Genomic DNA, 13215 nt, shown 5'->3' on the forward strand with positions numbered 1-13215 from the left:
GACGCGCATGTGCAATGATTATCGGCTCGAAATAGACATCGCGTCGATCGCCGAGGACTTCGACAACCTCCAGATCAAGATCGATATGCCCGAGGGCGCACCGAACGTGCCGGCGCGCGAGGATGTCCGCATCACCGATACCGCGCCGATCGTGAAGAGCAGCGACGGCGCCGCCGCCGGATCGCTCGTCAACCGGCGCTGGAGCTGGCCCGGACAGGGCGGCAAACCGGTCTATAATGTGCGCTCGGAGCGCCGCGATCTCGGCATGCAGCGATGCCTCGTCCTCTGCGACGGTTTCTACGAGTTCACCGATCCCACCGACCCCGCGCAAAAGCGGCTCGACAAGTGGCTGTTCACGCTGAAGGACCATCGCTGGTTCTGCATGGCGGGTGTGTGGCGCGACAGCCATGTCGGCGAAGCCTTCAGCCTCCTGACCATGGACGCCGGTCCCGACATCGCACCCTATCACCATCGCCAGATCATTCCGCTCGCGCGTGATCAATGGGCGGCCTGGCTCGATCCGCGCGTTCCGGCCGAGGACATATTGAAATGGCTTCCCGAAGGCAGCCTCGAGGTCACGCAGGTATATGGCAAGCCCCCCGCGCAAGGCGCTCTCGCCTTATGACAAACGAAGAGGGGCTCGACCTGTTCGTGACGGCGCAGGAGCAAATCTATGCGCGCGCGCTCGGCGAGATTCGCCGCGGCAAGAAGAGCTCGCACTGGATGTGGTTCATATTCCCGCAGCTGGCAGGCCTTGGCCGAAGCGCGACGTCGAAGCTCTACGGTCTCGCGGGAGCCGATGAGGCGCGGGCCTATCTGGCCCATCCGCTTCTCGGCGCGCGCTATGCCGAATGCGTCGAGGCGATCCAGGACCTGCCAGCAAGCGACCCGGTGGCGGTCTTCGGCGAGGTCGACGCCGTCAAGCTGCGTTCGTCGCTGACATTGTTCGAGGCCGTGAGCCGGCGGCCGCTCTTCTCCGCCGCGCTCATCCGCTGGTTCGGCGGCGAGCGCGATGAGCGCACCCTTGGCCTGCTCAGCCGCGACGACAGCATGCCGTGACGCCGACGCGTGTCAGCCGCGCGGATTGCGAAACAGCGGCAGCATCCGGTGGAGCACTTCGTCCTTGTCGAAAAAATGATGCTTGAGCGCGCCGAGAACATGCAGCGCAAGCACGACGTAAATGGCCTTCACCATCAGCTTGTGCATGTCGCCGAGCGCTTCGGCGAGATCCTCGTTCAGCGGTAGCGGAAGATCGGGCGCGGGCACGGCGCCGTAAAGCGGCACTTCGGGCGCGCCGCCCGCCGACGCTGCGGCCCAGCCGAGAAGCGGCGCGCCGATCATCAGCACATAGAAGAGAATATGGGTCGTGCGCGCGAGCAGCCGTTCCCATGACGGCATGCCGCCGGGGAAGGCCGGCCAGGGATGGCCGAAGCGCCAGCCGAGCCGGATAAGGCTGAGCGCGAGGATCGTGATCCCGACCGATTTGTGCAGCTGATAATAGCCAAGTTTCTCGCTGTCCGAGGCGTCCTCCATCCAGCCGCCAAAGGTGGCATTGGCGATGATCAGGATGGCGATCGTCCAGTGCAGGACGATCGAGACGGTGGAATAGCGGCTGTGATTCTCACGCATGATTCGCCTCGCAATAGGTCCGTCACCGGTCTTCCAATGCTTTGGCGGCGATCCTCGTTCCGTCAGCAGGACGCAGCCGTCACGATCATGAGCCCAATTTGTTTCGCTTTTACAGAGGCCGGGCGGAAGGCGCGCACCGATTCCCGGCGGTTCGTCGCGGCCCGCTTGACGCGCCCTTTGACTCGGTGGAACATAAAGGGAACATTTGAGTCGATATTTCCCATGAGCACGACGCCCCAATCTGCACCTCGGCCAAGTGCCAGAGATATCGACGTGCTTCGCGCGGCGGTGGCGCGTGTAGCCGCCTCGCGCGGGCCGGTCTTGCCGTTCGGCGTCGGGCCGGTCGATCATCTTCTCGCTGGCGGCGGGCTCGACGGCGCAGGCCTGCACGAGGTCACGGGCGCCTCGGCAAGCTGGAGCGATGACGCTGCGGCAACGCTCTTCGCGGCTGGAATCGCGTCGCGCTTCGCGGCGGCGCCCGACGTGTCGGCGCTCTGGGCGCTCACGCGGTTCGATCTCTATGCCCCCGGTCTCGAACAGGCGGGGCTCGGTCCGGACCGCGTGCTCTATGCTCAAGGCAGGACCGACAAGGAACTGCTGGCGCTGTGCGAGGACGCGCTGCGCGATGGTTCGCTCGCCTGCGTCGTTGCCGAAGTGAAAGCGGCCGATCAGACCGCGACGCGCCGGCTGCAACTGGCCGCATCCGAGGGCAACACGCCGATGATCCTCTATCGCCGGTACCGGCGTTATGGCCAATGCCCGCTCGCCGATCCGTCGCTCGCAATGACCCGCTGGCGCATCGGCACCTTGTCGTCCGGCCGCCTCGCCTCGCCCGGCGTCGGGCGCGGGCGCTGGAATGTCGAGCTGGTCCGGCAGCGCGGCGGGCCGCCTTTTTCCCTCGAACTGGAGGCGTGCGATGACCAGGGTCGCCTCGCTCTTCCTGCCGCAACTGCCGATCGAGCGGTTGCGCCGGGCAGAACGGACACCGTCGCATTCGGGCACGCCGCCTGATCGGGCGCGGGCGGGTCCGCGCTTCCCCGAGCCTGTCGACGACAATCCCGGCACCTGTTCGGTGCCGCGCGGCGGCGGCTGGCGTCCGGGCGCGCGCTGGGCGCAAGGCACGCACTCCGGCGAGCCGTCGCTCGACGCCCTCCCGGCGCACCAGCGACCGACGATGCGCGAGCTGGGACGGCGGAGCGAAGCTGCCGCACCGGTGTTCCGGGCGTTGCGCTCGGACGACGGGACGTCGGGCGGGATCGCTGCGCCGCTGCCGCCGCTCTGGGGCCTCCGTCCGACGATCGTCGTCGCGCGAACCGGCCAGCGTGACCTCGTGACGGCCGCCTGTGCGGCGGCGCTCGATCTCGGCCTCGTGCCCGGCATGGCGGCCGCCCATGCGCGCGCGCTGGTCTCCGATCTCGACCTACTCGACGCCGCACCCGACGCCGATCGCGCGTGGCTCGATCGACTCGCGCTCCACGCCGCCCGCTGCTGGACGCCGACGGCGGCGGTGTCGGGCACCGACGGGCTGTGGCTCGACCTGTCGGGCACGACGCATCTCTTCGGCGGCGAAGAGCGTTTCGCGGCGCGTCTGCTCGGTTTTCTGCGGCGCCTCGGCTTCACCGCGCGTGTCGCGATCGCCGGCACGCCCGGCGCCGCTCACGCGCTCGCACGCTATGGCGGCGCGGGCGTGCGGATCTTGCCGGAAGGAGGCGAGAGCGAGGCGCTGGCGCCTTTGCCGCTGGCGGCGCTCCGGCTGGCGCCGGAGGCGCTCGCCGCGGCGGCACGCTTCGGGATCGAGCGGATCGCCGACCTTTATCCAATGCCGCGCGGGCCTTTGGCCCGGCGGCTCGGGCGCGGCGCGGTCGAGCGGCTCGACCAGGCGCGGGGGTTCGTACCCGAGCCGATCGTTCCCGTCGTGCCGTTCGACATGCCCGAGGCGCGCCGTTCCTTGCTCGAACCGATCGGGACCGCCGAAGCGATCGAGCAGGTCATCGCCGACCTGCTCGGCGATCTCGTGCTCGCGCTGCGCGAGCGCAGTCTCGGCGTGCGGAGCCTCGTCTTGCGCTGCGACCGGCTCGACATGGGCGCGCAGTTCGTCACCGTCGGGACGGCGCGCGCGACGCGCGACGCGAAACATCTGCTGCGCCTGTTCAGGCTCCGGATCGACCGGATCGAGCCGGGGCTTGGGATCGAGACGATGGTTCTCGCGGCGCCGCAGGTCGAAGCGCTGGCGCCCGAGGCGATCGCCGCCGTGCTCGACACGGCACGCCAGGCGCCCGACCTCGCTCCGCTCGTCGATGCGCTGGCCGGCCGCGCCGGCGATGCCGCGCTGTTCCGCCTGTCAGCGATCGAAAGCGATGTCCCCGAGCGCGCGATCTCGCGCGCCGGGCCTTTGGCCCAGCCTGCCGGCTGGCCCGTCTGGCCGCGGCCGATCCGGATGCTCGCGCGGCCCGAAGCGCTGTCAGGCGTCGTCGCCTTGCTTCCCGACCATCCGCCGCGCCGCTTCGCTTGGCGCGGGCGGAGTTATGCCGTGGTCGCGGGCGACGGCCCCGAGCGCATCCATGGCGAATGGTGGCGTCGTCCCGGCGAGATGTGGGCGGTTCGCGACTATTTCCGGGTCGAGGCGACAAGCGGCGAGCGCTTCTGGCTCTTCCGCCGCGGCGACGCGATCACCGACAAGACGGGTGATCTCAGCTGGTACATGCACGGCGTGTTCGGATGACGGACCCCGTTACGACCTATGTCGAACTCTACGCCACGAGCCATTTTTCCTTTCTGCGGGGGGCCTCTTCGCCCGAGGAATTGTTCGCGGCCGCCGCTGCCCTCGGCCATTCGGCCCTCGGGCTTTGCGACCGGGGCAGTGTCGCCGGCATGGTGCGCGGCCTGTCGGGACAGGAGGGGACGGGCGTCCGGCTGATCGCCGGGACGCGCGTCGACCTGCGCGACGGGCGTTCGATCCTCCTCTATCCGACCGATCGCGCGGCCTGGTCGCGGCTGACCCGGCTGCTCTCCTTGGGAAAGGCGCGGGGCGGCAAGGGCAATTGCTGGCTCGACTGGCCCGACGTCGCGTCTTCGGCCGAGGGCCTCGTCGCGATCCTCCTGCCCGGTGAAGCCGATGAGCGGGCGCGGCTCGATCTCGCCGAGCTGCAGGGCGCCTTCGGCGCGCGCGCCCATCTCGCGCTGGCGCTGCGGCGGCGCCCCGGCGACTTCGCGCGGCTTCGCGCGCTCGACGCGCTCGCGCAGGAATTGGGAGTGCGGGCCGTCGCGCTCGGCGACATCCTCTACCATGCGCCCGAACGGCGCCCGCTGCAGGACGTGCTGACCGCGATCCGCGAGAAGACGACGGTCGATGCACTCGGGTTCAAGCGCGAACGCTTCATGGACCGGGCGCTGAAGAGCCCGGCCGAGATGGAAAGGCGCTTCGCGCTGTTCCCGGACGCGATCGCGGCGACCGCCGACATCGCGGCAGCCTGCGGCTTCGATCTTGGCGAGATCCGCTACCAATATCCCTATGAGCAGGTGATGGAAGGCCGCACCGCGCAGGAGGCGTTGGCGGCGCTGACCGAGGAAGGAGCGAACCGGATGTTTCCGGGCGGCGTGCCGCCTGCCTATCGGAAACAGATCGAGCATGAGCTGCGCCTGATCGGCGAGCTCGGCTACGCGCCCTATTTCCTCACCGTCAATTCGATCGTCGCCGAGAGCCGGCGGCGCGGCATATTGTGCCAAGGGCGCGGGTCGGCCGCGAACAGCTGCGTCTGCTTCCTGCTCGGCGTGACTTCGATCGACCCGATCAAGCACGAGCTGCTCTTCGAGCGCTTCGTGTCGGGCGAGCGCAAGGAGCCGCCCGATATCGACGTCGACTTCGAGCATGAGCGGCGCGAAGAAATCATCCAGTGGATCTACGAGACCTACGGCCGTCACCGCTCCGCGCTGACCGCCGTGGTCACGCGATACCGAACGCGCGGGGCGGTCGCCGAGGTGGGGAAGGCGCTCGGCCTGCCGCGCGACCTCACCAAGATGCTCACCGGCCTCGTCTGGGGCTGGTCGGTCGATGGCATCCCCGAGGAGCGCATTGCCGAGCTGAACCTCAACGCCGGTGATTACCGACTGCGGCTGACGCTCGATCTCGCGCGCCAGCTCATCGGGACGCCGCGGCACCTCTCCCAGCACCCGGGCGGCTTCGTGCTGACCGAGGAGCGGCTCGACGATCTTGTGCCGATCGAGCCGGCGCGGATGGAGGACCGCCAGATCATCGAATGGGACAAGGACGATATCGACGCTCTCAAGTTCATGAAGGTCGACGTGCTGGGCTTGGGGATGCTCGGATGCATGAACCGGGCGTTCAACCTGCTTCGTGATCACAAGGGCGTCGATGTCGGCATGGCCGACCTGCAGGACGACGATCCGGCGGTCTATGGCATGATCCAGAAGGCCGACACGCTCGGTGTCTTCCAGATCGAGAGCCGCGCGCAGATGTCGATGCTGCCGCGCATCAAGCCCAAATGCTTCTACGATCTCGTGATCGAGGTCGCGATCGTGCGGCCCGGCCCGATCCAGGGCGACATGGTCCATCCCTACCTGCGGCGGCGCGAGGGCAAGGAAAAGCCCGAATATCCGAAGCCCGAGCTTCGCGCTGTGCTCGAGAAGACCTTGGGCGTGCCGCTTTTCCAGGAGCAGGCGATGAAGGTCGCGATCGTGGGCGCGGGCTTTACGCCAGTCGAGGCCGACCAACTGCGCCGCGCGATGGCGACCTTCAAGCTCACCGGCGGGGTGTCGCATTTCTACGACAAGCTCGTCGGCGGCATGGTCGAGCGCGGCTATCCGAAGGACTTCGCCGAGCGCACGTTCAAACAGATCGAGGGCTTCGGTTCCTACGGCTTTCCGGAAAGCCATGCCGCCTCGTTCGCGAAGATCGCCTATGCGTCCTGCTGGATGAAGCATCATCATCCCGATGTCTTCTGCGCGGCTTTGCTCAACGCGCAGCCGATGGGCTTCTACGCGCCCGCGCAGATCGTGCGCGACGCGCGGAACCATGGGGTCGAGGTGCGCCCGGTCTCGATCAACGAAAGCCATTGGGATTGCACGCTGGAGGAGAGCGGAGAGCGCTATCTCGCCGTGCGCCTTGGCTTTCGCCAAGTCCGCTCACTCGCCAATCTCCATGGCGCCGCGATCGTCGGTGCCCGCGGCGATGTTCCCTATGACTGCGTCGAGGATGTCTGGCGGCGCGCCGGCGTGCCGCGCGCCGCGATCGAGCGAATCGCCGAAGCGGATGGATTTGCCTGCCTGTCGGAGGACCGGCGGCAGGGCCTCTGGAAGGTGCGTGGCCTTGGTGAGGCGCCCTTGCCGCTGTTCGCGGCGGCGGACGCGCGCGAGGCCAGCTTCTCGCCCGAAGGGCTCGAACCGGCCACCGCGCTCCAGCCGATGACCGAGGGACGCGAGGTGGTCGAGGATTATCGCACGCTTCAGTTGAGTTTGCGCGCGCATCCCTTGAGCTTCTTGCGGGATGAACTCGATGCCATGGGCATCGTTCGCTGCGCCGATCTGGCGACTATTCGCGATGGCCGGAACATCGAGGTCGCAGGGGTGATCCTCGTGCGGCAACGGCCCGGCTCGGCGAAAGGCGTGCTGTTCGTCACGATCGAGGATGAGACAGGCATCGCCAACGGCATTCTCTGGCCCGACCGGTTCGACATCTACAGGCGTCCCGTCATGTCGGCCTCGATGATCGCGATGCGCGGTCGGCTCCAGAAGGAAGGCGAGATCATCCACATCATCTGCGACCGGATTATCGATCATGATGCAATGCTGCGGCAGGTCGGGCGCGGCGACCTTTCCATTGCGCCGGGACGCGGAGACGGCGCGCGAAACGGCGGAGGACCGGATTCACGCGATGGGCCGCTGCGCGTTCGCAGTCACGATTTCCATTGAGGTAGGAAGAGGCTTTGAAATCCCACCGGCACATTCGTCTGGCGTTCGCGGGGCACATGCCTATCGCATCGCACTCGATCGGTCGCTGAAATCAATCCGGTCGTCGCGTAAGCCGATCAATGCTCCGGCCAGGTGCTTGAACCTATAGTTACTATAGGTGGTATTTCGGGTTCGAACACGCCGGATCACCGGCGCCGTCGCAGGAGAATCCGACATGACATTGCAGCTTGGCGACCTCGCACCGGACTTTGAGGCCGAAACAACGGAAGGTCATATCAGCTTCCATCAATGGCTCGGAGACGGATGGGGGGTTCTGTTCTCGCATCCCAAGGATTTTACGCCCGTTTGCACCACGGAACTGGGCGAAGTCGCTCGCCTCAAGCCGGAATTCGACAAACGTAATGTCAAGGTCATCGGCCTCAGCGTCGATCCACTCGACGATCATCACGCCTGGGCGGGCGACATCGCGGAGACACAGGGCCACGCGCTGAATTTTCCGCTGATCGCAGACGCCGACCGGCATATTTCCGGCCTCTATGGAATGATCCACCCGCAAGCCGACGACACATTCACGGTCCGCTCGGTATTCGTGGTCGGGCCAGACAAGAAGATCAAGCTCACCATCACCTACCCGGCGAGCACCGGACGAAATTTCGAAGAGATTCTGCGTGTTATCGATTCGCTGCAATTGACCGCCAAGCACAGCGTCGCGACGCCGGTGAACTGGCGGCAAGGCGAGGACGTCATCATTGTTCCGTCCCTCGATGACGAGCAGGCGCGCGCAAAGTTTCCCGATGGCTGGCGGACGGTGAAGCCCTATTTGCGCGTGACGGCACAGCCGAAAGACTGACGTCTGGCGAGCATCGAACGCTTGAAAATCCGCTGATCGCACCGGCCGCGGTTACGCCAGCCGGTGCGATCCATCGGAACGAGGACGTGATGGGCGCAAGAAAGGGAATGGGAGGTCATGATCTTCAAGCAATTGTTCGAGCCCGAATCCTCCACCTACACATATCTTATCGGCTGCCGCGATACAGGGCGGGCCGTGCTGATCGACCCTGTCCGTGAGACCATCGATCGCGACCTTGCCGCCCTCAGGGAGCTGGACCTGACGCTCCAATATACGCTCGAGACCCACATTCACGCGGACCATATCACGTCGGCGGCCCGCCTGCGTAGCCTAACAGGGTGCAAGGTCGCCTACCCGGAGATGGACGGCCTCGCCTGCGCGGACGTTGCGGTTAGCGAAATCTCGCCGCTCGACGTCGGCGGGGTAAGGCTTCAGCCGCGGTTTACGCCTGGCCACACCGATGCGCATCACGCCTATCTTGTCGACATCCCGGGTGCGCCTCATATTTTCACTGGCGATGCACTCCTGATTGACGGCTGTGGCCGGACCGACTTCCAGGGCGGCAGCGCCGTCACCTTATACCGGTCGATCCATGAGAAAATCTTCTCTCTGCCCGACGAAACGATCGTCTGCCCTGCACATGATTATGAACACCGGCACCTGAGTACCGTAGCGCAGGAGCGCGAGCGAAACCCGAGACTGGGTGGCGGGCGAACGCTGCAGGAATTCGTCGAGATCATGGATAACCTTGACCTCCCCTACCCGAAACTCATCGATATCGCGGTGCCGGCCAACCGGCATTGCGGCGCGGAGCCAGGGGACGGCGAAGTCCCGCATATATGAGCCGGCTATCTTGAAGCGCCGAGCTGGCGCGACATTTTCACTTTCACCGCGAAACGGAGCTGCGATGCTTGATGCACTGATAATTGGCGCTGGCCCGGCAGGCCTCACCGCGGCGCTCTATCTCGCCCGGTACAGACGGACTGTCCGGGTTATCCATGACGGACGCTCCCGGTTGCTCTGGGTCCCGCGCTCACGCAACGTCCCGGGCTTTCCCGACGGCATCGTCGGGCGGGACCTTGTCGCGAAGATGAGCGAGCATGCCGAACTTTACGGTGCGGAGATCGAGGAAGGGCGCGTCGTCGGCCTGGCCGAATTGGGCGAACGAGGCGGCTTCGCAGCCCGGCTGACGTCGGGCGAACTCGTCGAGGCGCGCGGGGTCATTCTCGCCACCGGGGTCGACACGGCGCGTGCAAGGCTCGACGCAGGCGATCATGATTCCGCAGTGCAGGCTGGCACTCTTCGCTATTGCCCGATTTGCGATGGATATGAACATCGACGAGAGAAAGTCGCGGTACTGGGTTCGGACAAACATGGGGCAGCGGAGGCTATGTTCCTGCGCCAATATACGAGCGATGTAACCCTGATCCCCAAGGCCTATGTCGATCTCTCCGATGCCCAGCGAGCGGAACTCGCAGACAGCGACGTGAAGATTCTCGAAGGACAATTAACTCGGCTCGAAGCGAGGGGAGAGGCGGTTTTCGTGAGCCTTTCCGGCGAAACGAGTGCGCGCCGGTTCGATGTGATCTATCCCGCATTCGGCTCGACACCGCGTAGCGAACTGGCCGCGATGCTCGGGCCGGTGACAGACCGGAACGGTTGTCTTCCGACGTCCGCCTATCTCGACGGTCTGACACCCGGCGTATATGCCGCAGGCGACGTGATCGAGGGGCTTGACCAGATCAGCGTCGCGATCGGACATGGCGCCATGGCGGCGACGCGCCTGCACAATTGGTTACGCGAGACCGACGGTCATGTGATGGACGCCCGGCGCTGAGTTCGGGCGGAGGCGTATCCCCGCGATGACCCATCGGCTGCCGGTCAGATCGACGCGGAGGCACGTCCCCATTGCGGCGAGGGAACGCTGTTTGCGCGTGAATCGGGTTCGCCCAAGCCCTCGCTTCTTTTCACGGCCTGACGTCTTGGGCGCTGGCGGGTGCGCTCCGGTTGCAGGACCACCCCCTCCTTGGCTGCCTGACTGCGGGCCTCGGCTCGCCTCGTGCCGTCAACCCCCTGCGGGGGTTCGCCCTCGCGTACCGCTCGGTGACGGCGGCTCGCGGGCCCTTCGGTTGGCGCCATCGGGGATGGTTCCCGAGCAACCCAAGGAGACACGACATGGCCACCATCGCAAATCTCACCGTCAAGGCCGACGGCAGCTTCGAAGGCACGCTGACGACCCTTCTCGTCACCGCGCCGATCGCGATCGTCCCGAACGGCCGCAAGGTGAAGGACAACGAGCCCGACTTCCGCGTGATCGCGCGCAAGAATGGTTACGAGGTCGGCGCCGGCTGGACCCGCACGTCGCAATCGAACGGCACCGAATATGTCTCGGTCACCCTCTCGGCCCCCGAATTCGGCACCATTTACGCGAATATCGCGAACGCGCCCGGCGACGACCCGATGAAGAAAGTGCTTATCTGGAATCCGCCGAGCTGACGGATCGATCAGGCCCCGCCTTCGGGCGGGGCCGTTTTCGCCGCTGTCTTGTCGGGCACGACCTCGCGGAAGGCGTCTTGCATCCAGCCTTCCCGCTCGCCGATATGCCTGTCCCAAAAGCCGCGCATCGCCTCGAGCCTCTTCTCGGCGAGATAGGGCTCGGTGAGATGCTCAAACATATTGTGCTGCGGGACTGGAACCGGCGATGCCCGCCAAAGGCCGAACAGCACAACCGACAGCGTCTGGAACACCGCGAACAGCAGATAATGCGCGCGGTCGAGATCGTGAATGGTGAGGCCTGACCGGAGCCCCTTCGTCTGGGCGCGCGAAAAAGCGTCGGCAGCATGCGCGATGCTCTTGTTGCGCAGCGCCTTGATCTCGGGAAGCGGCGGCCTCGCGAGCAGCTCGTCCAGTCGGTCGAAAAAGGCCTCGCCAATCAGGTCGCCGCGCGCGCGATTTTCGGGGGCGACACCGGATAATTGGTCGAACAGCTCATGTTCCATCCGCGCCTGGTCGAACCCTTCGGGTCCCGACAGGCTGAGGCTCACGCGGCGCGCCTTGCCCGGATTGGCTGCCATTTCGGCGGCAAGCCGTTCCAGCTCCGCCGCCTGCAAAGCCTCATAATCATAGGGCAGCGCATCGCGGCACACGAAATTCTCGCGCGTGATGAGTTCGCGCGCCGCGCGCATCTCGTCGACGATCCGCGGGAGTGAGATCACGGCCTTCTTCGGCTGGCTTGCCGGCGCCTTTTCGAGCAGGCGGGTGATGGCGATGACCTGTCCAGCAAGATAGCCGCGGTCGAGCATCATCGCGATCAGCGGCGCGGTCGAGCCGCGGGTGCCGTCGTCTTCAGCGAACTGCCGCGCCTCGTTCGCCGTGCGCCAGGCTATGTCGAACCACATCATGTCGGCGAACTGCCCGGCGAGCGATGCGTCGGGATCGCGCTCGAATAACTCGGACCATTGCTGGAGCTTCTCGCGAAACGCTTCGAGCGAGGCCTTGTCGCTGACGTCGCACATGTCGATGGGATAGTGGAAGATCGATGGATGCGGGCGTTCGGGGACCGCGCGCGCCGCTGGTTTGGCCGCCGGAGCCGCCGCCTTGTCGTCGCTCCCTGCGAGGCTCTGCGGCTCCGTCACGGCTGTCCTCCCTGCATCACCGAGCGCGGGCGGATCGCGAAATTCTGCAGTCTGCGTTCAGCCAAGATCGAGTCCCTGTCTTTGGCGCGTGCCTGTGGATGAGCTTATGTAGCGATTGTTCCGTGCGCCGAGGAGGGCGACGAGCAGACGCGACACCAAACCGCACATCTCGAGCGTGAGGTTCCCGCTTTGGCCGACGCCGTGCAGAGCGAAGCCGAGCGGCTCGCCCATATAGAGACCTTCGTGGATCATCGGGTTCCGCATCGCCGCGACCTCCACCCCTCCCGCTGCCGCGGGATCAGCCCATGTCGGAACCCCCACCCCGAGCCAATCGCACATCCACGCGATTCGCTCTGAATGCGACAGGCGCCCCCTTGGCGGGTTCAGAGACTTCGCGAGGGCAAAGCAGGCATCGAGCGCTGTGTACAGAAACAGGAAGCGTTCGAACTGAAGATGCTGCGGATTTTGGCTCATGAAGAGGGCATGGACCGCCGCGACCCAGATTCGTGCGCGTTCGGGCGAGGCCTGATTGGCGGTCCAGAACGCCTCGGCAAGCTCGATAGATTTCTCGAGGCTACCGCCCAGCAGGACGAAATCGACGAGCGTGCCAGGTTCGATCGGTGTCGAATCGAGAAATCCGGCCTCAGTGATCGTGAACCGCATCCCGTTGAAGAAGGACAGACTCCAAACATGGAAGTTGACCGGATCAAGATCCGGCGCGGTGGCATGGAGGATGTCGTGCGTTTTCGGCAGGCCGAAAACGCGCGCGGGATAGGGACGGATGCTGGTCCCACCGCCGAGATGAGTGACAGGCTGTAGCGGCGCATAAATCCACTTACCCTCGCGCCATTCGTCCTTCTCGACGTCCTTCACCCGCTCTTCGAGCCCATCGCGCGTCGCAATCGACACCGGTCCGACCGTCAAATCGAGCGGCCGCGGATAATATCCGAACTCACTGCGCTGACCCGCCATTGCGTCATTCTCCCTGTTCTTCGCGCACGCCGGGACGACGGCGCACGCAGATTATGGTCCGGGAGGAAGGCATGAGGGCCTCTCCCCCCGCGAAACCGTACCCGCTCTCGATAGCCGCTGGTCCCTGGGCGCGGAGCCGGGCCTCCTTCAATCAACCCGTGAAGGGTCCGCTACGCTCCGCGTGCGGCCGCAGCCTTGCTG

General features: G+C 65.8%; 12 protein-coding genes. 9 read left to right on the forward strand and 3 right to left on the reverse strand.

Annotated features, from left to right (window positions below; genetic code table 11):
* Window positions 1–7: 7 nt before the first annotated feature.
* Both GGR90_RS15090 and GGR90_RS15095 read left to right on the forward strand, forming a co-directional pair.
* Window positions 8–625: an SOS response-associated peptidase family protein gene (locus GGR90_RS15090; RefSeq protein WP_167922235.1), complete on the forward strand. Its 618-nt coding sequence runs from the start codon at window positions 8–10 to the stop codon at window positions 623–625.
* Window positions 622–1059 carry a DUF1810 domain-containing protein gene (locus tag GGR90_RS15095; protein WP_167922236.1) on the forward strand — a complete coding sequence of 146 codons (438 nt, stop codon included), beginning with the start codon at window positions 622–624 and terminating at the stop codon, window positions 1057–1059. Before GGR90_RS15090 ends, GGR90_RS15095 begins: the two co-directional genes overlap by 4 nt.
* A 12-nt stretch (window positions 1060–1071) precedes the next feature.
* Here the strand turns inward: GGR90_RS15095 and GGR90_RS15100 are convergent, their stop codons facing one another.
* Entirely contained in the window at window positions 1072–1629 is a 558-nt protein-coding gene (locus tag GGR90_RS15100; RefSeq protein WP_167922237.1) for a cytochrome b, read from the reverse strand.
* A gap of 222 nt (window positions 1630–1851) precedes the next feature.
* Here GGR90_RS15100 and GGR90_RS15105 point away from each other — a divergent pair, with 222 nt between their 5' ends.
* The 7 genes from GGR90_RS15105 (at window position 1852) to GGR90_RS15135 (ending at window position 10903) form a co-directional block, all read left to right on the forward strand.
* Complete coding sequence (locus GGR90_RS15105; RefSeq protein WP_228383753.1) at window positions 1852–2640, forward strand: ImuA family protein; 789 nt, start codon at window positions 1852–1854, stop codon at window positions 2638–2640.
* The gene (locus GGR90_RS15110; protein ID WP_167922238.1) at window positions 2546–4351 is read left to right on the forward strand and encodes a DUF6504 family protein; all 1806 of its coding nucleotides are present in this window, start codon (window positions 2546–2548) and stop codon (window positions 4349–4351) included. The genes GGR90_RS15105 and GGR90_RS15110 overlap by 95 nt, the downstream gene beginning before the upstream one ends.
* A complete protein-coding gene (locus GGR90_RS15115; protein WP_167922239.1) occupies window positions 4348–7557 on the forward strand; it encodes an error-prone DNA polymerase in 3210 nt (1069 codons plus the stop codon). The genes GGR90_RS15110 and GGR90_RS15115 overlap by 4 nt, the downstream gene beginning before the upstream one ends.
* Window positions 7558–7771: 214 nt before the next feature.
* Window positions 7772–8407, forward strand: coding sequence for a peroxiredoxin (locus GGR90_RS15120; RefSeq protein WP_167922240.1), 636 nt, complete (start codon window positions 7772–7774; stop codon window positions 8405–8407).
* Window positions 8408–8524: 117 nt separating this feature from the next.
* On the forward strand, window positions 8525–9250 hold the full coding sequence (locus GGR90_RS15125; RefSeq protein WP_167922241.1) for an MBL fold metallo-hydrolase: 726 nt from the start codon (window positions 8525–8527) through the stop codon (window positions 9248–9250).
* Window positions 9251–9260: 10 nt separating this feature from the next.
* Window positions 9261–10244: an NAD(P)/FAD-dependent oxidoreductase gene (locus GGR90_RS15130; RefSeq protein WP_167922242.1), complete on the forward strand. Its 984-nt coding sequence runs from the start codon at window positions 9261–9263 to the stop codon at window positions 10242–10244.
* A 338-nt stretch (window positions 10245–10582) separates the two neighbouring features.
* Complete coding sequence (locus GGR90_RS15135; protein ID WP_037553339.1) at window positions 10583–10903, forward strand: DUF736 domain-containing protein; 321 nt, start codon at window positions 10583–10585, stop codon at window positions 10901–10903.
* A gap of 8 nt (window positions 10904–10911) precedes the next feature.
* Here GGR90_RS15135 and GGR90_RS15140 read toward each other — a convergent pair whose 3' ends face one another.
* Window positions 10912–12042, reverse strand: a complete 1131-nt coding sequence (locus GGR90_RS15140) for a hypothetical protein (protein WP_167922243.1) — start codon at window positions 12040–12042, stop codon at window positions 10912–10914.
* Between the two features lie 57 nt (window positions 12043–12099).
* Window positions 12100–13014, reverse strand: coding sequence for a hypothetical protein (locus tag GGR90_RS15145; protein ID WP_167922244.1), 915 nt, complete (start codon window positions 13012–13014; stop codon window positions 12100–12102).
* Window positions 13015–13215: the final 201 nt, after the last annotated feature.

It is taken from the genome of Sphingopyxis italica (assembly GCF_011926545.1).
GTDB classification, from domain to species: domain Bacteria; phylum Pseudomonadota; class Alphaproteobacteria; order Sphingomonadales; family Sphingomonadaceae; genus Sphingopyxis; species Sphingopyxis italica.